The 25784-nt window shown below is 66.9% G+C and carries 19 protein-coding genes, 1 tRNA gene and 1 pseudogene; 8 read left to right on the forward strand and 13 right to left on the reverse strand.

From position 1 onward, the window contains the following. Positions 1-18: 18 nt before the first annotated feature. Both L2D00_06905 and L2D00_06910 read left to right on the forward strand, forming a co-directional pair. Positions 19-1476, forward strand: coding sequence for a TrkH family potassium uptake protein (locus L2D00_06905; protein WBQ14398.1), 1458 nt, complete (start codon positions 19-21; stop codon positions 1474-1476). A gap of 54 nt (positions 1477-1530) precedes the next feature. After that, positions 1531-1929, forward strand: a complete 399-nt coding sequence (locus tag L2D00_06910) for a TIGR02301 family protein (protein ID WBQ14399.1) — start codon at positions 1531-1533, stop codon at positions 1927-1929. Here the strand turns inward: L2D00_06910 and L2D00_06915 are convergent. Next, positions 1926-2894 (reverse strand): glycosyltransferase family 9 protein, encoded by a 969-nt coding sequence (locus L2D00_06915; protein WBQ14400.1) that lies wholly within the window; start codon positions 2892-2894, stop codon positions 1926-1928. The genes L2D00_06910 and L2D00_06915 overlap by 4 nt on opposite strands. 49 nt (positions 2895-2943) lie before the next feature. Then, complete coding sequence (locus L2D00_06920) at positions 2944-3675, reverse strand: hypothetical protein (GenBank protein ID WBQ14401.1); 732 nt, start codon at positions 3673-3675, stop codon at positions 2944-2946. A gap of 72 nt (positions 3676-3747) precedes the next feature. Here L2D00_06920 and L2D00_06925 point away from each other — a divergent pair, with 72 nt between their 5' ends. Next, a complete protein-coding gene (locus tag L2D00_06925; GenBank protein ID WBQ14402.1) occupies positions 3748-4569 on the forward strand; it encodes a hypothetical protein in 822 nt (273 codons plus the stop codon). Positions 4570-4582: 13 nt separating this feature from the next. Here L2D00_06925 and L2D00_06930 read toward each other — a convergent pair whose 3' ends face one another. Then, positions 4583-6580: a PhoX family phosphatase gene (locus L2D00_06930; GenBank protein WBQ14403.1), complete on the reverse strand. Its 1998-nt coding sequence runs from the start codon at positions 6578-6580 to the stop codon at positions 4583-4585. Between the two features lie 159 nt (positions 6581-6739). Between L2D00_06930 and L2D00_06935 the strand changes: the two genes are divergently transcribed. Together L2D00_06935 and L2D00_06940 are read left to right on the forward strand one after the other, a co-directional pair. Then, complete coding sequence (locus L2D00_06935; protein WBQ14404.1) at positions 6740-7705, forward strand: threonylcarbamoyl-AMP synthase; 966 nt, start codon at positions 6740-6742, stop codon at positions 7703-7705. A 43-nt stretch (positions 7706-7748) separates the two neighbouring features. Next, positions 7749-8072: a hypothetical protein gene (locus tag L2D00_06940; GenBank protein WBQ14405.1), complete on the forward strand. Its 324-nt coding sequence runs from the start codon at positions 7749-7751 to the stop codon at positions 8070-8072. 666 nt (positions 8073-8738) lie between these two features. Here the strand turns inward: L2D00_06940 and L2D00_06945 are convergent. The 4 genes and pseudogenes from L2D00_06945 to L2D00_06960 all read right to left on the reverse strand — a co-directional run bounded on the left by L2D00_06945 (position 8739) and on the right by L2D00_06960 (position 13606). Further along, a pseudogene (locus L2D00_06945) lies at positions 8739-9446 on the reverse strand (Ppx/GppA family phosphatase). Positions 9447-9598: 152 nt separating this feature from the next. Continuing rightward, positions 9599-11809, reverse strand: a complete 2211-nt coding sequence (locus L2D00_06950; protein ID WBQ14406.1) for an RNA degradosome polyphosphate kinase — start codon at positions 11807-11809, stop codon at positions 9599-9601. A gap of 43 nt (positions 11810-11852) precedes the next feature. Continuing rightward, the gene (locus tag L2D00_06955; protein ID WBQ14407.1) at positions 11853-12524 is read right to left on the reverse strand and encodes a chromosomal replication initiator DnaA; all 672 of its coding nucleotides are present in this window, start codon (positions 12522-12524) and stop codon (positions 11853-11855) included. Beyond that, on the reverse strand, positions 12521-13606 hold the full coding sequence (locus tag L2D00_06960; protein ID WBQ14408.1) for a DUF2066 domain-containing protein: 1086 nt from the start codon (positions 13604-13606) through the stop codon (positions 12521-12523). Before L2D00_06960 ends, L2D00_06955 begins: the two co-directional genes overlap by 4 nt. A 153-nt stretch (positions 13607-13759) precedes the next feature. Here L2D00_06960 and purM point away from each other — a divergent pair, with 153 nt between their 5' ends. Both purM and purN read left to right on the forward strand, forming a co-directional pair. Then, positions 13760-14791 (forward strand): phosphoribosylformylglycinamidine cyclo-ligase, encoded by a 1032-nt coding sequence (purM, locus tag L2D00_06965; protein WBQ14409.1) that lies wholly within the window; start codon positions 13760-13762, stop codon positions 14789-14791. A 4-nt stretch (positions 14792-14795) separates the two neighbouring features. Beyond that, the gene (gene purN, locus L2D00_06970) at positions 14796-15452 is read left to right on the forward strand and encodes a phosphoribosylglycinamide formyltransferase (GenBank protein ID WBQ14410.1); all 657 of its coding nucleotides are present in this window, start codon (positions 14796-14798) and stop codon (positions 15450-15452) included. A 16-nt stretch (positions 15453-15468) separates the two neighbouring features. On the opposite strand, the gene L2D00_06975 is transcribed toward purN, so the two are convergent. From L2D00_06975 to L2D00_06985, 3 genes are all read right to left on the reverse strand, one after another. Continuing rightward, complete coding sequence (locus L2D00_06975; GenBank protein ID WBQ14411.1) at positions 15469-17388, reverse strand: BCCT family transporter; 1920 nt, start codon at positions 17386-17388, stop codon at positions 15469-15471. Then, complete coding sequence (locus tag L2D00_06980) at positions 17385-19418, reverse strand: sulfotransferase (protein WBQ14412.1); 2034 nt, start codon at positions 19416-19418, stop codon at positions 17385-17387. The genes L2D00_06975 and L2D00_06980 overlap by 4 nt, the downstream gene beginning before the upstream one ends. Positions 19419-19518: 100 nt before the next feature. Beyond that, the gene (locus L2D00_06985) at positions 19519-22131 is read right to left on the reverse strand and encodes a TonB-dependent receptor (GenBank protein WBQ14413.1); all 2613 of its coding nucleotides are present in this window, start codon (positions 22129-22131) and stop codon (positions 19519-19521) included. Between the two features lie 307 nt (positions 22132-22438). Here L2D00_06985 and L2D00_06990 point away from each other — a divergent pair, with 307 nt between their 5' ends. Continuing rightward, positions 22439-22930 carry a MarR family transcriptional regulator gene (locus L2D00_06990; protein ID WBQ14414.1) on the forward strand — a complete coding sequence of 164 codons (492 nt, stop codon included), beginning with the start codon at positions 22439-22441 and terminating at the stop codon, positions 22928-22930. Between the two features lie 40 nt (positions 22931-22970). Here L2D00_06990 and L2D00_06995 read toward each other — a convergent pair whose 3' ends face one another. From L2D00_06995 to L2D00_07005, 3 genes are all read right to left on the reverse strand, one after another. Continuing rightward, positions 22971-23369 carry a hypothetical protein gene (locus tag L2D00_06995; GenBank protein ID WBQ14415.1) on the reverse strand — a complete coding sequence of 133 codons (399 nt, stop codon included), beginning with the start codon at positions 23367-23369 and terminating at the stop codon, positions 22971-22973. A gap of 155 nt (positions 23370-23524) precedes the next feature. Then, positions 23525-23601: transfer RNA gene (locus tag L2D00_07000), tRNA-Met, on the reverse strand. A 128-nt stretch (positions 23602-23729) separates the two neighbouring features. Continuing rightward, positions 23730-25769 (reverse strand): methyl-accepting chemotaxis protein, encoded by a 2040-nt coding sequence (locus L2D00_07005; GenBank protein WBQ14416.1) that lies wholly within the window; start codon positions 25767-25769, stop codon positions 23730-23732. Positions 25770-25784 lie beyond the last annotated feature (15 nt).

The following is a 25784-nucleotide window of genomic DNA, read 5'->3' on the forward strand; positions in this document are numbered from 1 at the left end:
GTCTAACCCCGCGCGATCATGACCCAGAGCGCCCGCACCGTCCTGTTCGCGCTTGGCGCCCTGCTCAGCGCCCTGTCCCTGGCGATGCTGGCGCCGGCGCTGGTTGATCTCGGCTATCAGGGGCGGTCGGCGCCCGCCTTCTTCGGTTCGGCCCTGCTGGGACTGGCCGTGGGCGGGATCATGACCCTGCTCGGCCGGTCGCCCGAGCACCGGCTGACCGCGCGCGGCGCGATCCTGCTGACCTCGGGCGCCTGGGCTGTGCTGGCCTTCGCCGCCGCCCTGCCGCTGCAACTGTCCGGCCTCGATATCAGCTGGACCGATGCGATCTTTGAAACCACGTCTGGCCTGACCACCACCGGCGCCACGGTCATCACCGGGCTGGACGATCTGCCGCGCGGGCTGCTCTTGTGGCGCTCCATCCTGCAGTGGATCGGCGGCATCGGCATCATCGTCACCGCCATGGCGATCTGGCCCATGCTGGGCATTGGCGGCATGCAGCTCTTCCGCCTGGAAAGCTCGGAAAAGACAGAGAAAGTCCTGCCGCGCGCCGGCCAGATCGCGCTGGCCATCGTGATCATCTATTTGTCGCTCACCTTCGCCTGTTTCCTGGCCTATGTGGCGACCGGCATGGGCGGGTTCGACGCGGTCAATCACGCCATGACCACCATCGCCACGGGCGGCTTCTCCACCCGCGACGCCTCGCTGGCCGCCTTCACAGATGGCGGCGCTGATCTGGTCGCCGCTGTCTTCATGACACTCGCCGGCCTTCCTTTCGTGCTTTATGTGCGCGCCGCTCAGGGACGCCCGGACCAGCTGCTCATCGATTCCCAGGCGCGCACCTTTCTGGGCGTGATCGCGGTGGCGGCGGTGCTGCTCACGGTCATGATCACCCTGACCCCGCCGCCCGATCAGGGCGGCCTGCCCGCCTGGCGCCTGGCCCTGGTCAACACGATCTCCATCCTCACAGGAACCGGCTACGCCTCGTCCGATTTCTGGAGTTGGGGCAGCGGCGCAGCGGCGCTGTTCCTGGTGCTGATGTTTATCGGCGGGTGCGCGGGATCCACCAGCTGCTCGATCAAGGTATTCCGCTACCAGATCGCCGCATCGGCCATGCGCTCCTACATCGAGCAGCTGACCCGGCCGAGCACTGTGTCGCCGCCCCGCTATCGCGGCACCGCCCTGCCACCCGAAACCGTGCGCTCGGTGTTCGTGTTCATCTTCCTGTTCTTTGCCACCTTCGTGATCTCGGCAGTGCTGCTATCCTTCACCGGACTGGACACCATCACGGCCATATCCGGGGCCGCCACGACGCTCGCCAATGTCGGGCCGGGGCTGGGCGAGGTGATCGGGCCGGCAGGGTCCTTTGCCCCCCTTCCCGACACCGCCAAATGGATCATGACCGCCACCATGCTGATCGGCCGGCTCGAGGTTCTGGTGGTGCTGGTGATGTTCACGCCGGGTTTCTGGAGACGCTGACGCCATCGCGGCGCCACGATCACGCGCCAAGACGACCCGAACGAGGAGTTTGACGTGCCCTACGCGCTTCGGTTTGTCACCATATTGCGGGGATTGCTGGTCAGTTTTTGTCTGATAGCGATCGCCGCTTCGCCCGCGTCAGCGGTGCAGGAAAGCGACCCCTACCCGGTCGAGAGCCTCGCCCGGATCCTGGGCGAGCTGCACGGCCTGACCTTCGCCTGCCAGGGCCGTCAGGCGCAGACCTGGCGCACCGCCATGGCCGAGCTGCTGGACCATGAGGCACCCACCGCGGGGACCTATCGCGCGCGGCTGATCGACCGGTTCAATGAAGGCTTCCGCCATCAGGAGCGGCTGCGCCTGCGCTGCGGCGCGGAAAGCGAGTATGCGCGCCAGCAACTGGCCGAGCAGGGCCGCGCCTTCTCCAACCAGCTGCGCCGCACCTATCTGGACTAGGCGCTTTCTGACGGTCCGGTTTGCGCTATCAGCGCCTCGGCGGCGGCCTGGACCTGCTCCAGCCCCAGCCCGCCCATGAGCGAGGTTTCGGCGTGGCGCAGCCGGCCCCGGTCGGCCTCATGGGCCGGTCCGCCAGCGCGCACGCTGCGCGCGTTCGAACCCCAGGGGCCATAGACACGCTCATCGGTGGGCCCGAACAGGCCCAGCACCGGCGCGCCGGCGGCGGCGGCCATATGCATCAGCCCGGAATCATTGCCCACGAACAGGCGCGCGCGCTGCAGGCAGGCCGCAGCGGTCACCAGGTCCAGCTGGCCGGTGAGATCGGTGACCGGCGCGTGCGTGATGCCCGCGCTCACCGCGCTGGATGTCGCAGAATCACCCGGCCCGCCGAACAGCGCCACGCGCGCGCCTTCCATGGCCCCGCCGGGCCCGGTCAGCCCATTGGCCAGCGCTGCGAAGCGATCGGCGGGCCATTCCTTGAACGGCGCAGCGGCGGCGGGCGCCAGCGCCAGTATGGGCGCACCGGGCGGCAAGACACGCTGCGCGTGGCCGCGCGCCGCCTCGTCGATCCAGATTTCCGGCGCTGGCGGCGGATCGAGCCTCAGCACCGCGCCCGCTTCAGTCACACGATGACGGTGCTCAGCGCCCGGCGCGCGCCGGTTCACCCGGCGCGATCCGGCGCGCAGGAACCAGCTGGTCACCGAGCCGCGCATGTCCACCACCAGATCCCAGCGCCGTCCGGCGGTGCGCCGCCACAGGTCCAGCCAGTGCCGGCCACCGGGGCGCTTGGCCATGACGATGACGTCCGTCACGAACGGCGCCGCCCGGAATAGTGGCGCGGCCAGCGGGCCGCACGCGACCGTGATGTGCGCACCCGGATGCGTGCGCGCCAGATGCGCCAGCGGGCCGGAGAACAAGATCGCGTCGCCGATGCGCGTGGCGGTGATGAACAGGATGCGCGTCATGGCCGAGCGAATTAGCCCGTTCGCGCGCCCCGCGCCAGTGGCGCCCGCGTCAAGCCTCGATCAGATCGATCCGGATTTGATTGAGCGTCGCCACGCAGCTGTAGAGCTCGTTGATGATCGCGGCGAATTCGCTGAATTGCGGATCCTCGCGCCCGATATGGGCGGGCAGGCTTTCTTCGAGAAGCCGACGCATGCGGCGCAGCTGCTGGTCAAAAATCCGGTAGAAGTCATAAATCACTTCGCGCAGCGCATGGGGCAGCGCCGACAGCGAATCCCGGGCCTCGGCATAGGCATCGCCCGACAGCACCATCTCGTTGTCGCGCAGGATGGCGTGGGTGCTGCCGGCGAACGTCGCCATGTTGGCGAACAGCCTGAACGCCCCGGCGCGCGCGCCCTCTTCATCGTCATTGCGCCCGGCCTGTTCGATCTCATCCAGATTGGCGCGCACCGCGGTGCTGAAGGCGATCAGATTACCGACCAGCTCTCCGATCAAGGTCAGCTTGCCGCCCAGATCGAGGCGCAGGCTGGAAGAACACCGCTCCACCTTGCCCAGCAAATTATTCTGCCGGCTGACATCCACATGGACGCGCATGCGCTCGATGGCGGTCAGAACCACTGTGACGCTGGCCACCGCAACGGTCGTCGCATCGAAATACCGCTGGGGCTCCAGTCGCGCGAAGTCGCCAGCGGGCACATAGCTTGAGAACCGGCTCGCCTCGGCGGGCGGCACAGCGTATGACGTGCGCCCGAGCATCACGGTTCTGAGTTTGCGAATCTGCATGTTTCCCCCCCATGCAACCCAACGCTCATCCTCACGTTACACATGCCAAATCCAGATGCCAGGTCTGTGACGATGTCCACACAAAGCGATGATTTCCTCACCGCCCTGCCCGGCCGCGCCGTGATCGCCATCACCGGCGACGATGCGCGCAGCTTTCTCCAGCGCGTTATCACGCGCGGCCCTGAAGGGCTCGAGCCCGGCGGTGCCCTGTTCAGCGCGCTTTTGACGCCGCAGGGCAAGGTGCTGGCTGACTTCATCATTTTTGACGACGGCGATGGCGGATTGCTGATCGACGCGCCGGCCAGCGAAGCGGAGGGGCTGGTGAAGCGCTTCTCGCTCTACCGCCTGCGGGCGAAGGCCGACATTGCGCTGCGCGATGATCTCGGCGTGGCCGCGGCGCGCGGCAAGGGCGAGGCGGAGCTGCGCACCGTGGCGCTCGCCGCCGCGCCCGATCCGCGCAATGCCTTGTTGGGCCTGCGCGCCATCGTTCCGGCAGGCGGGCCTGAGGATGAGGCGGGCTATGACGCCGCGCGCATCCACGCCTTCACCCCGGAGTTCGGGCGCGACTACGGCCCGGCAGAGGCCTTCTCCACCGACGTCAATCACGATCTGATGTCGGGGATTGATTATAAGAAAGGCTGCTTTGTCGGTCAGGAAGTCGCCAGCCGCATGCACCGCAAGGGCGGGGTGCGCAAGCGCACAGTGCGCCTCGATCTTGACGGACCCGCGCCTGAGCCCGGAACCGCCGTCTCCGCCGGCGCGGCGCCGCTGGGCACGATCACCTCGGCTGCCGGCCAGCACGCGCTGGCGCTGATCCGGGTGGACCGGCTGGAAGCGGCGGCAAGTGAGCCGGTCCTGGCGGGTGACGCGCCTGCGCGCATCACCCTGCCCTGAGCCGTCCTTTTTCTTAGGCGCCGATCACGCCCCGGTCGGTGCGCCGGATCATCACCGTGGCCGAGCGCGGGATCGACTCGCCGCCATCCGGCCAGTGGCTGGTGAAGCGCCCGGCCGCGAAGTCATCGCGCGATGTGGTCGCGCCGGGATGCTGGACATTGATGAACATCGTGCGGTGATCAGGCGTGGTCACCACGCCGGTGATCTCCTGCCCCACCGGACCGGTCAGGAAGCGGCGGATCTCGCCGGTCTCGGGATTGGCTGCGAGCATCATGTTATTGCCAAAGGCCTCAAACGGCCCGCGATTCATGACGCTTTCGGAGATATCGGTCTGTATCCACAGCCGCCGGTTGGCGTCCATCCACAGCCCGTCCGGGCTGGAGAACCGGCTGTCGGCGCCCAGCGCCTCGCCGTGCATGTCCGCGCTGTCGCCTTCAGGCCCGGCAATGACGAACAAATCCCACTGGAAGGTCCGGCCGTGCTGCGCGCCATCCTCATGCCAGCGGATGATATGGCCAAACAGGTTCGGCCCGCGCGGATTGGCGGCGTCGGTGTCGTCGGCGGCGCGATTGCCGTGATTGGTCAGGGTGAAATAGACAGCGCCCGTCTGGAAATCGACTGTGCCCCATTCGGGCCGGTCCATGGGCGTAGCCCCCACCAGGTCAGCGGCGGTGCGCGTGTTGACCAGAACATCGGCCTGTGACGTAAAGCCGTTGCTTTCGTCCAGCCCGTTCTCGCCATAGGTCAGCGCCAGCCAATCACCCGTGCCGTCCTCATGGAATCTGGCGGCATAAAGCACGCCTTCATCGAGAATCTCGCCGCGGGTTTCGCCAGGCACGTAGGCACCGGCGGAGACGAATTTGTAGATATACTCGCCGCGCGCATCATCGCCGGAATAGCACACGACGGGCTGACCGGCCTGAGCCGGCGCGAACACAACGCCTTCATGAGCAAAACGACCAAGCGTGGTGCGCTTGACCGGCATGCTGGCCGGATCGAACGGATCGATCTCCACCATCCAGCCATAGGTGTTGGGTTCATTGCGGTAATCGTCCTCGGCGCTCTCCGCCGTCGGCGTGGCGTCAAAGCGCACATATGCGTCAGCGCCATCGGCCGAGCGGTGCCAGTTATAGCGCGACACATCGGTGCGCACGCCGTAGCGCGCGTGCTCGCGCGGCAGATCGCCGCCCGTATTGACGAAATAGCCCGACCAGTTCTCCTCGGCAGCCATGTAGGTGTTCCACGGCGTCACGCCGTGGGCGCAATTGGCGAAGGTGCCGCGCGTACGCTCGCCTGCGGGAGAGAATTTCGTTTTCACCAGATCGCTGCCGCGCACCGGACCGGCGATTTCCATCTCGGTCAGGGGCGTGATGCGCCGGTTGCGCGGGTCAGGCACGATGCGCCATTCGCCATCATCATCCTCGCGGATGCGCGCGATGGACACGCCCTGGGCGTTCATTTCCTTAAGCACCAGATCGGGATCGCGCGGTCCGGCATGATCCAGCGTGGCCGAGCCGGACAGGGCCTGGCCCTGAGCCGCCGCAGCGTGCAGGAAGCGCGGCTCGATATATTCGTGATTGACCACCAGCAGGCCGTCGGTGGAGCTGCCTTGCCACGGATTTTCGCCCTCGATGGGGAAGAAGTGCATGCCGTCATGGTGCATGCCTGCCTGCTCGCCCTGCTCGGCGCCGGTATTGTCCGGGCTGAAGGCCGGCATGGCGCCGGTAATGGGATCGCCCCAGCGATAGATCGCCTTGGCCTCATACCCTTCAGGAACCACCAGCGTGTCCTGAGTGCTGACCGGGACGGGCGTGAAGCTCAAAGACGGGCCGGCCCCGGCCTGCAGCGCATGGGCCACGCCGGTGGAGGCGAACAGCCCGCCCACCGCGGCACCCAGCGAGCCTTGAAGGAACCCGCGCCGCCCGATGCGGGCGCTGAACACCTGCGCGAATGGCGTATTGCCCGAGCGGTTGCACTCCGGTTCGTAGTCGGGATCGAGCCTGTCGCGCATGGGGTGGTCGCCTTTTCTTGAAAACTGATACGGGTCTGTGTCGCAGGAATGTCATGGCAGTATGACACCGGCATGATCCCTGGTGTCACTAACGTGAATGTGACCGGCCGCAGCACCGGCCGGTTTGCGCCGCGCGCGGCTTGTATTAGATGGCCCGTCATGACCGATACTCTGGCCGCCCGGGAACCCGATGCGCTTGATGAAGCCGCGCGCGTACTGGCGCGCGGCGGTGTGGTGGCGGTGCCGACCGAGACCGTCTACGGCCTGGCCGCCGACGCCACGAACGGCGAAGCGGTGGCGCGCATCTACCAGGCCAAGGGCCGCCCGCGCTTCAATCCGCTGATCGTCCATGTGGACAGTCTGGAGATGGCCGAGCGCGTGGTCGATCTGGGCGAGACCGGACGCGCGCTGGCGCAGGCTTTCTGGCCCGGCCCGCTGACGCTGGTGGCCCCGATGCGCGAGGATGCCGGCGTGGCGAGCCTGGTGACAGCCGGTCTGGAGACATTGGCGGTACGCTGGCCGGACTCGCCCGCCCTCACCGGCTTGATCTCCCGCCTTGGCCATCCCCTTGCCGCGCCCAGCGCCAACCGGTCCGGGGCGGTCAGCCCCACCACCGCCGCCCATGTGCGCGACGGGCTCGGCGGGCGCATCGACCTCATTCTGGATGGCGGTGCCTGCCGTATTGGCGTGGAGAGCACGATTGTCAGCGTTACCGGCGGCGCGCCTTCCATCCTGCGCCCCGGCGGCGTGCCCCGCAGCGCCATCGAGGCCGTAACCGGCCCCTTGGGTGCGGCCCATACCGAATCGGACCGGCCCAGCGCACCCGGTCAGCTCGCCAGCCACTACGCGCCAAGGGCGCCGGTGCGCCTCAATGCAATCGCTCCCCGTGCAGGGGAGTCCTATCTGGCGTTCGGTGCACGCCCAAAAGTTGTTGGTTATGATGTGATTAACCTTTCCGAACAATCAGACCTAGCCGAGGCGGCTGCAAACCTGTTTGCTGCTTTGCGCAGTCTGGATGAGCTTGGACGGCCCATCGCCGTGGCGCCGATCCCGGATGCCGGACTGGGTGAAGCGATCAATGATCGCCTTCGCCGCGCTGCAGCGGATAGAAGCACTACACCCTGAAGATGTAGTTTGGTATACTCACGACCAGACAGAAAGTACGCCCATGCAATCCGGCCTCTACGTCACCCGCTTCCGCACTCCGCTCGATGATGCCGGCGGGGTGATCTATATCGACGGTGCCCGCGTCTATGGCGGCGACACGGGCATGTATTATGTCGGCGAGATCGTCACAGAGGGCGATGAAATCCGCGTGCGCCTGCGGGTGCGTCAGCACGATATGAATCGCCAGTCAGTGTTCGGTGATCATTCTGATTTCACCCTGACGCTCACGGGCCGCAAGAAAGGCGCGGATTACGTGTTCGAGGGCCGCGCCGACAAGGCTCCGTCCCTGCGCTTTGAAGCCTCGCTGAAGCTCGCGCCGCTCTGACTGCGGTCAGATGACCTGCGGCTGAAGCCCCATCGCGCCGGCCAGCGCTTCGAAGCGCGCGTGGGCGCGGTCTATCACCAGTGCCTCTGATCCGGGATCCACCCGCAGCACCAGCTGCTGGCCCGACCGATCCAGCCGGAACGCATCCAGCACCGGCGCCGACCGCCCCGAGAGCGCCGCGCCCAGGCGCAGCGCCAGCCCCAGCTTCAACGCCCCCTGTTCCTGCGCGTCATCGAGCAGGCGGCGCGACGGGCAGGATTCCGGCCGCGAGCGGCGGCCCGCATAGCGGTGATGCAGCGTCAAGGCCAGGAACGCCCGCTCGGCATGGGATGCGCCGCCAAACGGCGCATACAGGGTCTGCGTGCTTGCCAGTTCGGCCCGGTGATCAGGATGCATCCGTCCGCCCAGATCCGCCAGACGCCCGCAGGCGGCGCGCAGCACCACATCACGCTGGGCGGTGAACAGAACCGGCTCGCCTGCAAAGGCCGGCTCAATCCAGTTTGCCAGGGTGGGCCCGAAATCAGGTTCGGGCGAGGCCTGGCTGGCCAGCGCCTCGGCCCCCGCGATCAAGGGATCGCCCTCAGTGATCAGACGCATATCGTCAGCGCACACCACGCCTTCGCGCAGGCCGTAGGCGGAGAACACGACCTTGTCGAACCGGCCCTTCTTGAGGATTCGCCGCATCAGCATCGCCGCATAGGGCAGGAGCGCAGCGCGCTTGGACGACACGCCGGGTACGTTGGACAACGACGACTCGCTCTGGCTCACCGCAAAATCCGCCGCGCGCGCGACCTGGCCCGGGCTCAGCGCATACTGATGCAAGAGACGCAGCGGGTAATCATCCAGCGCCATGGCCAGGTGCGCAAAGGCGCGCCAGGCACCGCCCACGGCATAGAAAACCGGCCCGGACATGTCCAGCTGCGGCGCGGCCTGAGCCAGCACGGCGTCCACCCTGTCTCTCACCGCAGCGTCCGTCCCGGACCCGTCCAGCATGGTCAGCGGCCCGAGGGGCAAGGTCACGGCCGGACCGGCGCGCCGGCCTTCCAGTGGAGTCAGCTCCAGGCTTGAGCCCCCCAGATCGCCCGCAAGGCCATGGGCTTCGCCAATCCCCGCCAGCACACCCAGTGCGGACCGTCGCCCCTCCTCCTCGCCGGTCAGCACTTCGATCTCGAGACCGGTCTCGGCTCGGACGAGGGCGATGAAATCCGGCCCGTCGGAACAATCACGCACAGCGGCAGTGGCCACGACATGGCGCTGCTCCACGCCCTTGGCGTCCAGCAAATGGGCAAAGCGTCTAAGCGCCCGCAGCGCCGCCTCGGTCCCATCCGGGTTGAGCCGGCCGCTGGCCTTCGCGCCGCGGCCCAGCCCCGCCATGACCTTCTCGTTGAAGACCGGCCACAGCGCCCGCCCCTCCAGCCGGAACAGCACCAGGCGCACCGAGTTGGAGCCGACATCGATCACGGCGATGTCCCGGCGCGCGCCGGCCTCGAGCGCCGGGTCGGGCCGGCGCGGCATGAAGCGCCGCATCACCGGCGAGGACCGACAAAGGGAAAGGCCGGCGGCTGGTCGGTTTTGAGCGCCTGACCGCGGCCCGACAGGCTGGGATTGGTCATGAAATAGGCATGTGCGCTGAACGGGTCGGCCACGCCGTCCGTATCCACCCGCACATAGCGGCCATCGGGCTGCATGTACCAGCTCTGGGTCTCGTCATTGAGATTGGCCACCATGATCTGATCAAGTACCTGGCGGTGGACAGTGGGGTTGAGGATCGGGCACAGCGTCTCGACGCGCCGGTCCAGATTGCGCGGCATCCAGTCGGCGCTGGAGATATATACCTCGGCCTGGGGCGAGGGCATGGGCGCACCATTGGCAAAACAGGCGATGCGCGAATGCTCCAGGAAGCGCCCGATGATGGATTTCACCCGGATGTTTTCCGACAGGCCCGGCACGCCGGGACGCAAGCAGCAAATCCCGCGAATGATCAGCTCGCAGCGCACGCCGGCGGCGCTGGCCTCGTAGAGCTTGTCGATCACGGCCGGGTGGACCAGCGAATTCATCTTCGCCCAGACAGCCGCAGGCCTGCCGTCGCGGGCGTTGGCGATCTCCCGGTCGATCTTGCCCAGAATGAATTCCAGCATACCCATGGGCGAGATCACCAGATGCTCCAGCCCGGACGGGCGCGCATAGCCGGTCACATAGTTGAACACTCTGCCTGCATCGCGCCCGAAGGCCGGATCGGCGGTGAACAGGGACAGATCGGTGTAGATACGCGCTGTGATCGGGTGGTAATTGCCGGTGCCGAAATGCGCATAGGTGCGCAACTCCGCGCCTTCCCGGCGCACCACCAGCGAGATCTTGGCGTGGGTCTTGTACTCCATGAAGCCGTAGACGACCTGGACGCCCGCCCGCTCCAGATCACGCGCCCATTTCAGATTGGCTTCTTCATCGAACCGGGCCTTGAGTTCGACCAGCGCGGTAACATTCTTGCCGTTCTCTGCCGCCTCGATGAGGGCCGCCACAATGGGGGAGTTCTTGGAGGTGCGGTACAGCGTCTGCTTGATCGCCACCACATCCGGGTCACCCGCAGCCTGGCGCAGGAACTGCACCACCACGTCAAAGCTCTCATAGGGGTGGTGGACGATCAGGTCCTTGGCGCGGATCGCCGCGAAGCAATCGCCGCCGAAATCGCGGATACGCTCGGGGAAGCGCGGTTCATAGGGCTCGAATTTCAGCTCATTGCGGTCATCCGGGATCATCTGGGACAGCTGGGACAGGCCCAGAAGCCCGTCCACCAGCTGCACATCCTGACGCTCGGCATGCAGGTGCTGGACGATGAAGCGGCGCATGTCCTCGGGCATGGATGCGTCCATCTTCAAACGCACCAGTACGCCCCGGCGGCGCTGCTTGAGCAATTGCTCGAATTCGCGCACCAGATCCTCGGCTTCGTCCTCGATCTCGATATCGCTGTCGCGGATGATGCGGAACACGCCTTTGGCCAGCAGGTCATAGCCGGGGAAGAGGGCGTCCACGAACAGGATCAGGACTGATTCCAGCGCGATAAAGCGCTTGCCCGGACGCCCCTGCGCGTCGCGCGCCTCGCATGGAATCTCGATGAAACGCTTCACGCCCGCAGGCAGCGGCACCAGCGCATTCATCACTTTGGAATCGCTCTGGCGGCGCAGTTTGAGCGCCACGGCAAAGCCGAGATTGGGGATGAACGGGAACGGGTGCGCCGGATCGATCGCCAGCGGCGTGATCACGGGCAGTGTGTGGGCGAGGAAATCATCGCGCAGCCAGGCGCGTTCGGCCCGCGTCAGCCCGTCCAGCTCCACCAGTTCGATGCCGTCCGCCGCCAGCGCCGCGCGCACCGCACGCCAGCCCGATTGCTGCGCGTCCATCAACGCGTTGGCCTCGACATCGATGCGTTCAAGCTGTTCGGACGGCGTCAGCCCGTCCTGGCCGGGCCGGTCGAGACCATTGCGGATCTGGGCGCGCAGACCGGCGACGCGCACCATGTAGAACTCATCCAGATTGCTCGCTGATATCGACAGAAAGCGCAGGCGCTCCAGAGACGGATGGCGCTCATTGCCCGCCTCCTCCAGCACACGCCAGTTGAACTGCAGCCAGGACAGCTCCCGGTTCAAAAACCGGTCGCGCGGACTGTCCGGCACCGCCCGGGCCGCGTCCGGCGCGTCCGCCTGGTCCAGCGCAGAGGATGTGCGCGGCGCTTCGGTCATCATGCCGCTCCTTTGCCCAGACGATCCGGTATCGCGATTCCGCTCATGGCGTGACCAGTGTTTCCAGCGCTTCGCGCGCCAGTGTGCGCGTGACCGGCCCCTTGCGCGCCAGCGCCTCACGGTCCAGCCACGCCACCAGGCGGCGCGCAAACTCCACCGACCGCTCCATGCGCGGCAACAGGTAATCCAGTACGCCCGGCGACAGAGGCGTGCGCCGGTCGCGCACCAGCTTCTCCATCACCTGACGCAGCAGCGCATCATCGGGCTCGTGCAGCACGGCGGTCTCTGCGGCCTTGAGGCGCGACGCCAGATCAGCGAGCGTCACCGGCCAGTCTGCGGGCGGGCGTGCGGCGGTCATCAGCACCGTCACCCCGGCATCGCCCGCCGCCCGGTTGAGCAGATGAAACAGGCCCGGCTCGTCGACCCCCAGATGGCAGTCTTCCACCAGCACCGCGCCGCCCCGCCGGACCTGCCTCAGCCCGGCCGTCAGCATCGCGGGATCCAGGCGCAGCGCATCGGCGCGCGCTGCCCAGACCGTGGACAAGTGCGTCTTGCCCGCACCGGCCGGGCCGAGCAGCAGGAGATGGCCGTGACGCCAGCGCGGCCATCGGTTGACCAGGGCCAGCGCCGAGGCATTGGCCTCGCTCACCGCATAGCTTTCAGCCCGGTAGTCCGGTGCCAGGGCCAGGTCGAGGGCGAGCTGGGTGCGGGTCATCGACGGCTGCGGACAGTCCATCCAAGGTCGGGATCACGCTCCAGCCGGGCACCGCGGGCATCGAGCTCCGAGGCCAACTGCTCGCGCGCGCCGCGATGGCTCAGCACCATGGCTGCGCCGGTGCGCGACAGCGCGTCCAGACGTGCCGATTGCACCAGCGAGGCACCCGCCACCGCGCCCTGGAGGCTGCGCCATTCGGTCAGGCTGGAGAATAATACGGTGATCTCAAGCTCGGCTTCCTCGCCGCCGCGCACAACAGAGCGGCGCTTCCAGTCCTCTTCGCGGCGCTCGACAATCCGGCGCGCGGCTTCACGGAAATCGCCCGCGCCCGCCACGCTGGCCAGGTCTTCGCGCGTCGCGCCACCCGGTCCGAAGCTCAGCACCGCGCCGACGGTGCGCACCTGCCCGCCACCGGCGCGCGCCAGCACCACGGCGACGCTATTCACGCCATAAATATCGGCCAGGGCGCGCAATGCCGTCTCGTCAATGCGGCGCGCTTCATCCGTGCTGATCAGGCCAAGCCCCAGCGGCTCGCCGCCCGCGCCCTGACGCGAACCCAGGCCAATGAAGGGCGTCAGCGCATTTTCAAAACCGCCCGTACGCCAGGCGTCGTTCCAGCCGCCGCTCCAGAGCGAATCGCCACCGTCGCCCTCGAGCACAGGCACCACCAGGACCGGCGATGCCTGGCTTTCCACAAACGGAACACTGCGCTGCGCGAAATAGTCACGCACAGCGCGCGGATCGAACTGCAAGGTCAGGTCACCACGATAGCGCGTCGCCGAACGCTGCTCGTTGGACATGCGCAGGCCCGCGATCAGCCCCGCCGCCTCTTCAGCGCTGATCGTTCCAAGGCCCGCCGCATTGCGGTCCTCGGCCAGCGTCATGCGGGCGATCAGGCGCTGCGCACCGCGCACCTGACCGTCGGACATGGCGCGGCGCTGTGCTTCAAAGGCATTGTCGGCAGTGGCGTCAATCTCGATTCCCGCCACGGTGTAGGGTGTACGCGCCTGCGCCGGCGCGGCCCAAACACCCGCTGCCAGCACCAGCACGCTCGCGATTGCCTGCATCAGCCTGAGTGTCATGGCCTCGCCTTTCCAGCCTGTACGCCTGTCGCCGCCGACTATACGCCGCACCGCGCCGGGGTGAAGCCCCGCGCGGCGCCCGCCCCTCGCCAAGGCGCGCGTTCGCAGGTATGCACCCGGTTCATGTCCACCGCATGAAGGAGGCCCGCCTTGGTGCCCCGAAATCCACCCGAGCCGGGTCTGACCTATGCCGATGCCGGCGTCGATATCGATGCGGGCGACGCGCTGGTCGATGCCATCAAGCCGCTGGCCAGATCCACCGCGCGCCCCGGTGCCGATGTGATGCTGGGTGGATTTGGCGGTGCATTCGATCTCAAGGCCGCCGGGTTCACCGATCCGGTCCTCATCTCCGGCACGGACGGGGTCGGCACCAAACTCAAGCTCGCCATCGATACCGGGCGCCTCGACACGGTGGGCATCGACCTGGTGGCCATGTGCGTCAACGACGTGCTGGCCCAGGGGGCCGAGCCACTCTTCTTCCTGGACTATTTCGCCACGGGCCGGCTTGACCCCGCGCGCGGCGCGGCCATCGTGTCCGGCGTCGCTGAAGGCTGCCGGCGCGCCGGTTGCGCGCTGATCGGCGGCGAGACGGCGGAAATGCCGGGTCTCTACACAGGTGACGATTTCGATCTCGCAGGCTTTGTGGTCGGTGCCGCCGAGCGTGGCGCGCTGCTGCCCCGCCACGAAGACCTGCGGGCGGGCGATGTCCTCGTCGGTCTGGCCTCTTCCGGTCCGCATTCGAACGGCTATTCTCTGATCCGCAAGATCGCCGCACGCGCCGGCCTCGGCTGGGACGCGCCCGCTCCCTTCGCGCCGGGACGCCATCTGGGCGAGGCGCTGCTGGAGCCGACACGCATCTATGTCAAAGCCCTGCTGCCGCTGATCCGCTCGGGGCAGATCAAGGGCCTGGCCCACATCACCGGGGGCGGGATCACCGAGAACACGCCGCGCATGCTGCCTGATCATCTGGGTTTCGAGGTGGATTACGCCAGCTTCGCCCGTCCGGCGGTCTTCGCCTGGCTGCAGGAAGCCGGCGGCGTGGCCGAGGCCGAGATGCGCCGCACGTTCAATTGCGGGATCGGCATGATTGCCGCCGTCGCGCCCGCTGACGCCGACGCGGTCTGCGCCGCGCTGAACGCCGCCGGAGAAGACGCGCGCGTCATCGGCGCGCTCAAATCGGTCTAGGGCCATGGCGCGCGTGCGCACGGGCGTGCTGATCTCCGGACGCGGCTCGAACCTGCAGGCCCTGCTGGACGCCGCCGCCAGTCCGGACTTTCCAGCTGAGATCGTCTGCGTGATCTCCAACCGCCCCGGCGCGGGCGGTCTGGCGCGCGCTGAAGCCGCGGGCGTTACCGCCCTGACCGTCGATCACAAGGCGTTTGCGACCCGCGAGGCGTTCGAAGACGCGCTGCACGCCGCGCTGACCGATCAGGGCGTGGAGCTGGTGTGTCTGGCCGGGTTCATGCGCCTGCTCACCCCTGGCTTTGTCCATCGCTGGACCGGGCGGATGATCAATATCCACCCGTCGCTTCTGCCGTCCTTCAAAGGCGTGGACACCCATCAGCGGGCGCTGGACGCGGGCGTGAAGCTCACAGGGGCGAGCGTACATTTCGTCAGCGCGGAGATGGATGCCGGCCCGATCATTGGCCAGGCCGCCATCCCCGTCCTGCCCGGCGACAACGCCGAGGCGCTGGCCGAACGCGTCCTGGCCGCCGAGCATCAGCTCTATCCCGAATGCCTGCGCCAGGTCGCCAGCGGTGAAGCGCGCCTTGAGGATGGGCGCGTCAGGCTCGGTCACGGCGCAGCGCCGGACGCCCGCCTGATCAACCCGCCGTGGCGCGCATGATGGCGAACTGTCAGCCCTAGCGGTTCAGATGGTGCATCCACTGGCGGTGGCGCTCATAGTGGCGCAGCACGTCACGGATCAGCTGGATCTGCGTATAGCCGAACACGTCATAATGACGCCCGCCATCGCTAAGGAAGACTTCCGCCCGCGCCGGTTCGGTTTCGGGGTGCGTGCCCGGATAGGTTTTGAGCACCACGCCATACACGAAGTCTGGCCCCGTCTCATGGCCGACGGTCAGGCGGGCTTCATCGTCCTGCGTATCCACCCGGCTGGTCAGGCCCAGACTCTCCATCTCTGTGCCGACATCGGCGAAGGCGCTTTGCGCGGTCGCCTTGATCCAGTCGCGGACTTCGCGGGCGTCAGGCCGCGCAAACATGAGCTTCAGGCGCACCCGCCACGGCACCGCCACGCCCTCGACGGGCAGCTGAACCGCGGTCTTCACACCGGCCCGGCGCGCGGTCTCCATCGACCAGGCGCGCACCAGCCCGATAAAGGCCAGGAAGATCACCAGGGTGAAGGGCAGTGCCGCGGCGATGGTGGCGGACTGCAGCGCAGCCAGACCGCCGGCCAGCAGCAGCACCGCCGCCACCAGACCCTCCAGCACCGCCCAGAACAGGCGCTGCCACAGCGGCGAGGTGAGAGACCCGCCCGACGCCAGCGTCGCCTTCACCAGCGAGCCGGAATCCGATGACGTGACGAAGAAGGTCGTCACCAGAAGGATCGCCATCACAGACGTGATCGACGCAAACGGCAGTGTGTCGAGGAAGGCGAACAGGGCCAGCGGCGTGTCGCCGCCGCGCACCACGTCCACCAGCGGCGCGGCCGCGTCGGCCAGGGCGATCTGCAGCGCCGAGTTGCCGTAAACCGTCATCCACAAAAAGGTGAACAGGGTGGGCCCCAGCAGCGTGCCCAGAATGAATTCGCGGATCGTGCGCCCGCGCGAGATACGCGCGATGAACATGCCCACAAAGGGCGACCAGGAAATCCACCAGCCCCAGTAGAACAGCGTCCAGTCATTGATCCATACGCCGTCACCATAGGCGTCGACATTGAAGGTGAGCGTGGCCAGGCTGGAAATGTATTCGCCGATATTCTGCACATAGGCGCTGATCAGAAACAGGGTCGGTCCGGCGATCAGGACGAAGACCAGAAGCGCCACCGCCAGCCCCAGATTGAAGACCGACAACCGCCGTATGCCGGCATCCAGCCCGGCCAGCACTGAGGTGGTGGCGATCAGCGTGATCACCGCGATCAGCGCTACCTGGATCTCCGCCGACACGCCGATCCCGAACAGTGCGTCCAGCCCGGCATTGATCTGGGTCACGCCATAACCCAGCGAGGTTGCCACCCCGAACAGCGTGCCCAGAATCGCCAGCACGTCCACCGTGTGACCGATGGGCCCGTAAATCCGGTCGCCGATCAGCGGATACAGCGCCGAGCGTATGGTCAGCGGCAGGCCATGCCGGAAGGCGAAATAGGCAAGGCTGAGCCCCACAATGGCGTAGACCGCCCAGGCGTGGACGCCCCAGTGGAAGAAGGTCAGCACCATGGCCTGCTGCGCGGCCTCGCGCGTTTCCGGCTCGGCATAGGGTGCCGTGAGATAGTGCGTCATCGGCTCAGCAACGGCGAAGAACATCAGCCCGATGCCCATCCCGGCCGAGAACAGCATCGCGAACCAGGACACGAATTTGTATTCCGGCTCGCTGTCCTCCGGGCCAAGCCGGATGCGGCCCCAGTCGGACAGCGCCACCACGAAGGCACCGACCAGAAACACGCCCACGCCGACCGAATACACCCAGCCGAGATTGTGTGTGATCCAGTCACGCACGGCAGAGAAAGCACTCTCGGCCTGATCCCCGGCCAGCACCGCAAAAGCGACCCCGGCAATGGCCAGCGCGGCGGCGGGGAAGAACACCGCCGGTTCGATCTGTTTCATGGGGTATCCTCGGGGCCAGAGTGCTGGGTGCCATCGCGGCGCCAATCCGTCAGTGCGGGTCCGAGCGCATCTTTCAGCGGGCCGAGCCAGGGCTCGAACGCGCGCCATTGCTCCAGGCCCTTGGTATTGATCGGCTGGCGCACCTGCTCGGAACTGGCGGTGCGCACTTCGCGCTTCGTCTCATGGAAGGCCACGCAGGCCGGTTCGAACGCCAGCCCGCAGAAATCGAGGATACGGCGCACCTGGGCTTCCAGATCCTCGACCACATCCTCGTAGATGACACGCAAGACCTGACCGGGCAGAACGCGGTCCCAGTGATCCATCAGGTCCACATAGCCACGATAATAGCGCCCGATTTCCTCCAGCCCGTAGGTGAACTCCTGGCCTTCGGCGAAGAGCTGCTTGAAGCCGGAGAAGCAACACGCCATCGGCGAGCGGCGGGCGTCAATGATCCGGGCGTTGGGCAGGATCAGTTTGATGAGTGCGATGTGTCTGAAATTATTCGGCATCTTGTCCGTAAAAAAGGGTGCACCCTTGCGGTGGATGGCCGTCTCCTCGATATAGCGCCGCCCCATGGCGTCCAGCGCCTCTGCGTCCAGATCATGCAGGATGCGTGGATAGCGGGTGCGGTCGCTGACCCGCTGGCGCCCGCGCAGGCCGTGAGACAGGGCGAGGATGTTGGGCAGCTCCAGCGTGCCGTCCACCTGGCTGTGACTGGCGAGGATCTGCTCCAGCAAGGTCGAGCCGGCCCGTGGCAGGCCGACGATGAAGATGGGATCGGGCGCGTCATGCCCCTTCCCGCCCCGGGCGTGGAACAGGTCCGGCGTGCAGATCGCGGCCTGGGCGGCCAGCTCCTCGTCCATGCCGTCGGCGGTATAACGCGTCTGCACCCGCTTGAGCGTGTTGCCGCGCTCATAATAGGCGAAGGCGCGCTCGGTCTCGCCATCGTCCTCATGCGCCTTGCCCAGGGCAAAGCACAGATGGATGCGGCTGGCATAGGAGATCTGGTCTGACGCCTCCAGCGCGATCATGCGCGCGCGCTCGTCACCGGTAAACGCATAGGTCTTCAGATTGGCCAGTGCGTACCAGGAATCGCCCTGATCGGGCCGAGCCTCGATCGCGGCGCGGTAGGAGGCGATGGCTTCATCGGTCCGCCCGCACGTCTTCAGCGCATGTCCGCGCGAGGTCAGCGTCGCCGGGTCGCCAGGAACCCGCTTGAGCACCGCATCAAAAGCTTTGAGTGCAGTGTCGTGATCGCCGGTCTGCAGGCTTTCAATGGCGAAATGCGACAGGAAGAGCGGATTGTCCGGATCGCGCGCCTTGAGCTGTCGCGCCTGATCGAGGGCAGCGGCGAATTTCTGGCGCTTGCGCAGCACGCCAATATAATCGAGCTGCACCTGGATATTGTCCGGTTCGAACGCCAGCGCGCTTTCCAGCAGGAACTCGGCGTCGTCGAGCACGTTGAAGCGCACCCCGATGGCGGCGAGCAGGCGCATGGCCTCCACATCGCGTGGATGCTGCTTGACGTAGGCGCGGCACAGATCCTCCGCCCGCGCCAGGCGCCCTTCATAAAGATGGTGGGTCACCGCCTGCAGCGCCTGCGGCAGGGCCTCGACACGATCCGCCTGGGCGCGCGCCTGGGCGGCTTCAGGTGCCCGGTCCATCGCATCCAGGATATCCCCCTGAGCGCGCCAGCTGGCGGTGAGCGCCGGATTGCATTGCGTTGCGCGCTGGAACGCAGCCAGCGCCGCGGCCCTGTCCCCGCCAGCCCGGCGCAGATGGCCCTGCTCCTGATAGGCGCGGCCGAAATCGGGACTGGCTGCGATCAGGCGCTGCTGGAAGCCGTGCGCCTCGCGGCTGAGGCCGGCATAGCGCGCCGAGACGGCCGCGATGTAGAGCGCTTCCAGATCGGACGGATCACGCGCCAGCACGCCCTGCGCCATGCGCAAGGCAGCATCAAAACGCCCGGCCCGGACCAGCGACTGGGCCTGGCGAACGGTGTCTGGCGACGCATCCTCAGTCGTTGTCAAACAACACCCCCTGCATAGAAAAATGGAGACGCCCCGATTTTCAGAGCGCCTCCATTATTGGCAGGCGGCGGCGTAATACAACGCCGCCGCCGCTTTAGGCTCAGTACTGAACCCCGACACGCAGCCCGATGGTGCGCGGGCGTGCAACCGATACACGCTCCCGGTCGAACACAAAGTTATTGCTCAACTGGGCGCGCTCATTGGTGATGTTGTCGGCGAACAGCTCCACGCTCCACTGGCTGGCCGTGACGCCGGCCGACATGGACAGAAGGGTGTAGCTGCTCAGGTCCGCCGCGTTGATGTCGATGACATCGCTGCGCGAGCCGTCCGAGTAGATAAGCTGAGGCTGCACGTGGGCCATCCAGCCGTTCTCCATCGGCCATTCATACCGGGCGCGCAAATTGCCCTGGAGGCTCGGCGCGAACGCCAGATCAGCGCCCGCCGTCACATCATCCGTCGGCGTGATCACGCGGGTGATCTCGGTGTCGAGCACCGAGAACGCGCCGGCAATGGTCAGGCCTTCGATCTGCGCCGGTGCCCAGGTGATGTCGCCCTCGACGCCGCGAATCTCGGCGTCCGCCGCATTGTCGGAGAAGAACAGATTCACGATGCTCGGATCGAAAATCGTGGTCTGCAGCCGGTCGATCTCCACGAAGAAGGCGCTGCCGTTGAAGCGCAGCTGGCGATCAAACAGCTCGGTCTTCCAGCCGAACTCGTAGTTGCGCACGTCATCGGTATCGAGCGCGAACGGCACGGTATAGGTGCCCGGCCCTTGCGCGCCGCCCGGACGGTTCAGCAGGCCGGGGCGGAAGCCTTCCGAATAGGTGGCGTAGAACAAGAGCGCGTCGGTCGGCGTCCACGTGCCGGTCACCTTGGTGATCACACCATCGGTCTGGGCCGATGAGGGTGCGCGCACCGAGTTGAAGATCTGCTCGGCCTGGGCCGGGCTGTAGCCCTGGGCGATAATGCTGGCGACGGAGTCCGCCTCGGTGAAGGTCTGGCGCAGGGCCGGATTGCACGAGCCGATGAAGGTGAACGATCCCGATCCGTCATAGAGATCGGAGATATTCGTGCCGAACGCGTTCTGGTCAGCGGCAGCGCCGGCATTGCAGAAGGACGAGTTGGCCGTGCCTTCCAGAGTCACATCGATATCGTACCAGCGTGCGCCCAGCGTGATGGCGAACGTGTCGGTCAGATCGAACGTCACCTCGCCGAAGACGCCGCGCTGTTCGTCGGTGCGCCGCACATCATTGCGGAAGATCACGCCCGCCGGGAAGGGCCCGGCATCGGACTGATAGGCGCCCGGGAAGGGGAAGTTGGGCGCGAACCCGCCGAACGGTGCCGCCGCGATCGAGCCGGAATATTCAAAATCATTGCGCTCGCTCAGCGTCAGGTCGCTGTAGAAGGCGCCGAACGTGGCGCGGATGCGCCGGTCCTGCGGCGTGGTGGCGCGCGCCTCATGGGTCCAGACATCGGTCTGGGAGGCGGAGTTCACCGCCAGATTGGGCGGCTGGCAGACGCCCGAAGGAGCGGCCGCGCCGGGATAGGACACGGACCCGTCGCAGATGTAATACGGCAGGTACTGACCCACAAAGAGATAGTCGGAATAGTCCACCCGCTGGTCCGTCGTGCGGTCGGTGAACGCGCCGGTATAGACCACGTCCAGCGCGCCCATCCGGCCTTCCACCGTCCAGTTGACGTTGCGGAACTCGTCTTCAATCCGGTCTTCCTCAAAGCGTTCGATCTGCAGGTCATCGAGCTCGGGATCGACAAAGAACACGCCGTCCGACTCCACGCGCTGCTGGGCATAGCCCGCGGTCACACGCCAGTCGGGACCGAACTCATAGCGCCCCGACAGACGGAAGCCGGCATATTGGGCCGAGTTGAAATTGTCTCGCGCAATGCCCGAATTGTCCGCGTCCAGGAAGGTGACACCGGACAGGTCTGCGGTGGACTGAAAGCCTGCGCGCTGGGCCGAGACCGGGACGCCATTGGCGCGCACGGTTCCGGCCGGCCGGAAGCGCGCCGATTCCGATGCGTTGCGGGTGCCCGCCACATTGTCGATATAGCCGCCCTGGCTGTCGACATAGGCCACCATACGCACGGCGAAGTTATCGCCGAAGGGCAGGTTGACCACGCCCTCGGCCTTGTTGCTCATGGCACCGTCCTGGGTGAAGGACACGCCGAAATTGGTGTAGGCCTCGAACGCGCCCAGCACCGGCTTGTTGGTGATCAGGCGCACTGTGCCGGCCTGGGAGCTGGCGCCGAACAGTGTGCCCTGCGGTCCGGGCAGCACTTCGATGCGCTCCATGTCGACCGCGTACACATCCAGATTGCGCCCCGGCTGGGCCAGGGGCTGTTCATCAAGGTAGAAGGCCACGTTCGGCGACAGGCCCGCCACACCCGCAACCGTCAGGTTCGGCGTGGTGGACGCGAGGCCGCGGATATAGAGCGTGTTCTGACCCGGCCCGGACCCGCCCGCCGTGATGCCGGGCAGCTGGACCAGATAGTCGGTGAAATTGTCCACTCGCAGCTCATCCAGGTCGCCGGCGCTCAGGGCACTGACGGCAACGGGAATGGTCTGGGCGTCCGATTCCACCTTGGTGGCGGTCACCGTCACCACATCGACCTGCGCATTGGCGGCCGCTGTAAGCGTCATCGCCGCGGCGGTCAGGATCGTGGTCGACAAGGCGCGTTGTCTAAGAGTTTGCATGCTGCATGCCCCCTTTTTTGCTGCAAGATACTTCGGGGGCTTGTTATATGGATCGCGCGACGCTTGACCACCGGACACACCGACATTGGCTCAGAAGCGGCACCCGGACGGGCATATTATCGTGATTTTGCGCCAGAATATGCCACATAGCCAAAAGGCGTTAGCGCCAAATGTGGCAATTTTGCAACGATCCGGAGCAAGGTGGAGTTGCGCCGGACCGGTCAGCGTCTCCAGCAAATTTGTTTCACCACGAATCATTGGCGCAATTTCTGTTTCCCCGCCGCAGCGGGCGCGCTAAGGCGATGTGATGAACGAGCATGACGACATCCTTGTCGCGCTGAGGCGCATTATCCGCGCGGTGGACATCCGCTCGCGCCAGCTGGAGCGCGAGACCGGGCTGACCGCGCCCCAGCTGGTCATCCTGCAGGCGCTGGCGCGTGGCGGCACCATGACCCTCAAGGCCCTGTCCAACACCGTGTCGCTGAGCCCGCCCACCCTCACCGCCATCCTCGACCGGGTGGAGCGCGCAGGTCTGGTCACCCGCCGGCGCTGCCCGGTGGATCGCCGCGCCGTTCTGGCCGAGCTGACGCCGGCGGGCCGCGCCGCCGTGGATCAGGCACCCGAGCTGCTGCAGTCCGGCTTCCTGAGATCGTTCCGCCGCGCGCCCCAATGGGAGCAGCACATGATCATCGCCGCGCTCCAGCGCGTCGCCGAGATGATGGACTGCCAGGACGTCGACGCCGCCCCGATCCTGGAGCGCGCCGAAAACATGACGCATGAGGCGCAGCGGGAGGGGTGAGCGGAGGTACCGGTGCCAACGCAGGCACTGTTCGGCACCGTCAGATCTGGCGGCGCGGCCTGGCCAGCATCACACCCGCAGCGCCCAGCAGCGCCACCAGCGTCCACGGGTAGGGTGCCGGGGTCGTCCACAGAACGCTGTCGCCAAACACCGCCAGGCTGACACCCAAAGCTGCGAAGCCGGCGCTCATGGCCGATGCAATGCCTGCCAGCAAGGTGGCGGCCGGATGCCAGATCGCCGCCACGAACATCGCCGCCATGGCCAGCACCGCAATCGTGCCCACATGCCAGGAAAAATGGTGCAGCCAGATCACCTCGGGCGGAAGCCCGGACCTGGCCAGCGGCTCCAGCACCAGAGGTGCCCCGGCCAGTTCATGCGCCGCAGCGCCCAGAAGGCTCAATGCGGCCGCCGCCCCATAGCACAGCTTTGACAATGGCATCCCACGCCCCCCTCTCAGTCGCGAACCGGCGGCGATCATGTCGGTCTTTGGGCCGCGTGTCGCGTGCGCAACCCTCACCGTGGCCGCAGGCCGCCCGGCAGGCGCACGGGCCCGGCTGGCCCCGCCGGGTCTGCGATCACAGCCTTGATGATGAGTGGTAGCGGGGGAGGGACTCGAACCCTCGACCTCAGGATTATGAGTCCTGCGCTCTAACCAGCTGAGCTACCCCGCCAGGGGTCATGCGGGCCCGGTGGGCCGGAGGCAGGCGTATACCTGTGCGCGCCTTGGCGTGCAAGCGCCGGGCGCGCCCGTCAGCTGCCGCTGGCAGGTCCGCCGCGCGCCGGCGCGCGCAGCGCCGGTTCAGGCCGCGCGCACGCCGGCGAGGAATTGCGAGACTGCGCTCCTGAGCGTGCCCGATTCCTGGTTGAGCATCTGGGATGCGGCGCTGACCTGGGCGGCGCATTGTCCGGTTTCGCTGGCCGCACTGTCCACCCGCGAGATCGACTGGGACACGTCGCGCGCGCCCGCGGCCGCTTCCTGCGCCGCGCGGGTGATTTCCGTGGCGGCCGCGCGCTGCTCTTCCATGGCTGCGGCGATGGCGGCGGAAATGGCGTTCATTTCGTCGATCACCGCAGCGATATTGCCCATGGCCTCCACCGTCTTGCCGGTGGCGGACTGGATGCCGGTGATCTGGTCGGAAATGGAGGCGGTCGCCTTCCCGGTCTGTTCAGCCAGGGATTTCACCTCGCTGGCCACCACCGCAAAGCCCTTGCCCGCCTCGCCCGCGCGCGCCGCCTCGATGGTGGCGTTCAGCGCCAGAAGATTGGTCTGTTCGGCGATGTCATTGATCAGGCGCACGATATCGCCAATGCGCGTCGAGGCCTCATTCAGAACGGCCACATCGGCATTGGTCTGCGTCACCCGCGCCGCCGCAGTCTGGGCGATCTGGGTGGAGCGGCTGATCTGCTGGGCGATCTCGGAAATCGAGCCGGTCATCTGTTCGGCGGCTGCCGCCACCGTGTCGACATTCTCGGCGGCCCGCGCACCCGACTGATTGACCTGGGCGGTGGTCTGACCCGCGCTCTGCGAGGATTCCGACAGGGCGTGGGCCGCGATATCCATATCCTCCGCCGCCTGGCTGACCGCGGTCAGGGCGCGCTGGGAGACGGTTTCGAACTCGGCGACCAGCGCCTCGATGGCCTGGGTGCGCGCGGCGCGCGCCGCCTCATCGGCTTCGCGCTCGCTGGTCAGGCGCATGCGCTCGATCGCGTTCTGGCGGAACACCGCCACGGCGCGGGCCATGGCGGCGATCTCGTCGCGCCCGTCATCGCTCATCTCCTCGCCGATCTCGCCGCCGGCCAGCCCGGTCATCGCGGCATTGATCCGCTTCAGGCGGCGCAGCAGATTGCGGCTGACATAAAACCAGATGACGCCCAGCCCGATCGCGGTGCCCAGCAGACCGAAGGCCACCATCATCACCGAACCGGCCGTGATCGCGGCCCGGCCGGCCTCGCCCGCCCGGGCCTGCCCGGCCAGCGCTGCCTCGCGGGTCGACTCGACCAGCCCGGCCAGTTCGGCGTCGGCAATCCGCGCCTCTTCCACCAGGTCCTCGGCGGCAATGCCCGCTTCGATCTCCGCGCGGCGCAGGGCGAACAGCCCGTCCGCGCCGTCAGCGCGGGCGAGCAGGGTGCTGGCCGGCGCAGTAATGGCCTCGTCAGCGATATCGCCCAATATGGCCAGATTGATCACGATCTCGTCTGCCGCAAGCTCGAACGCATCGCGCACCGCATTGACCTCGGCCAGGCTGGCCGCTGCGCCCAGCTCGGCATAACGGGTCGCGGCCAGATTCACCGCCATGGCGGTTCGCAGCAGGGTTTCGATGGTGCCTGCCTGCGATGTGGAATCCAGCACCGCCTCAAGCGCGTCCGCCGCCTCAGCCCGGTCACGCAGGGCCGCCGTCAACGTGCGCTCGCGTGCGGCACGGGCATCCAGCCGCTGGCCCACCGGATCGGACGCGGCGTTGACCGCCGCGCGCACATCCGCCAGCGCCTGGGTCAGCGCCGCCGCGTCCCCGGCATCCAGTCCCGCCGAGCGCAATTGCTCAACAGCCATGCCGGCGTCTTCAAGCAAGGCGTCCAGACGCGAAGCCGACACCGTGCGGTCAATCGAATCGCGCGATCGGGAGAACGCGGCAAATTCTCCGGTCAGGGCGGCAGACGCAGCCTGCAGCCTCTGGGCCGCAGCGGCGCGCGGTGCCGTTCGCTCGACCACCTCATCCAGAGCGCCGCCTGCGGTATGGAAGGCGATCATGCCGGCGGCGACTACCGCCAGGGTCAGCGCGATTACGCCGCCAAATGCTGCAATCAGGCGCGACTGAACCGACTGGAGAGGAAAGGTCATGGGAAAGGTCCTGTT

The organism is Hyphomonadaceae bacterium BL14 (assembly GCA_027627705.1).
GTDB lineage: Bacteria > Pseudomonadota > Alphaproteobacteria > Caulobacterales > Maricaulaceae > Oceanicaulis.

What these genes read in the sequence shown, in the direction of transcription:
- L2D00_06905 (WBQ14398.1), top strand. Translation starts at nt 19, where the DNA reads ATGACCCAGAGCGCCCGCACCGTCCTGTTCGCGCTTGGCGCCCTGCTC.
- L2D00_06915 (WBQ14400.1), bottom strand. Translation starts at nt 2,894, where the DNA reads ATGACGCGCATCCTGTTCATCACCGCCACGCGCATCGGCGACGCGATC.
- L2D00_06920 (WBQ14401.1), bottom strand. Translation starts at nt 3,675, where the DNA reads ATGCAGATTCGCAAACTCAGAACCGTGATGCTCGGGCGCACGTCATAC.
- L2D00_06925 (WBQ14402.1), top strand. Translation starts at nt 3,748, where the DNA reads ATGTCCACACAAAGCGATGATTTCCTCACCGCCCTGCCCGGCCGCGCC.
- L2D00_06930 (WBQ14403.1), bottom strand. Translation starts at nt 6,580, where the DNA reads ATGCGCGACAGGCTCGATCCCGACTACGAACCGGAGTGCAACCGCTCG.
- L2D00_06935 (WBQ14404.1), top strand. Translation starts at nt 6,740, where the DNA reads ATGACCGATACTCTGGCCGCCCGGGAACCCGATGCGCTTGATGAAGCC.
- L2D00_06940 (WBQ14405.1), top strand. Translation starts at nt 7,749, where the DNA reads ATGCAATCCGGCCTCTACGTCACCCGCTTCCGCACTCCGCTCGATGAT.
- L2D00_06950 (WBQ14406.1), bottom strand. Translation starts at nt 11,809, where the DNA reads ATGACCGAAGCGCCGCGCACATCCTCTGCGCTGGACCAGGCGGACGCG.
- L2D00_06955 (WBQ14407.1), bottom strand. Translation starts at nt 12,524, where the DNA reads ATGACCCGCACCCAGCTCGCCCTCGACCTGGCCCTGGCACCGGACTAC.
- L2D00_06960 (WBQ14408.1), bottom strand. Translation starts at nt 13,606, where the DNA reads ATGACACTCAGGCTGATGCAGGCAATCGCGAGCGTGCTGGTGCTGGCA.
- purN (WBQ14410.1), top strand. Translation starts at nt 14,796, where the DNA reads ATGGCGCGCGTGCGCACGGGCGTGCTGATCTCCGGACGCGGCTCGAAC.
- L2D00_06975 (WBQ14411.1), bottom strand. Translation starts at nt 17,388, where the DNA reads ATGAAACAGATCGAACCGGCGGTGTTCTTCCCCGCCGCCGCGCTGGCC.
- L2D00_06985 (WBQ14413.1), bottom strand. Translation starts at nt 22,131, where the DNA reads ATGCAAACTCTTAGACAACGCGCCTTGTCGACCACGATCCTGACCGCC.
- L2D00_06990 (WBQ14414.1), top strand. Translation starts at nt 22,439, where the DNA reads ATGAACGAGCATGACGACATCCTTGTCGCGCTGAGGCGCATTATCCGC.
- L2D00_06995 (WBQ14415.1), bottom strand. Translation starts at nt 23,369, where the DNA reads ATGCCATTGTCAAAGCTGTGCTATGGGGCGGCGGCCGCATTGAGCCTT.
- L2D00_07005 (WBQ14416.1), bottom strand. Translation starts at nt 25,769, where the DNA reads ATGACCTTTCCTCTCCAGTCGGTTCAGTCGCGCCTGATTGCAGCATTT.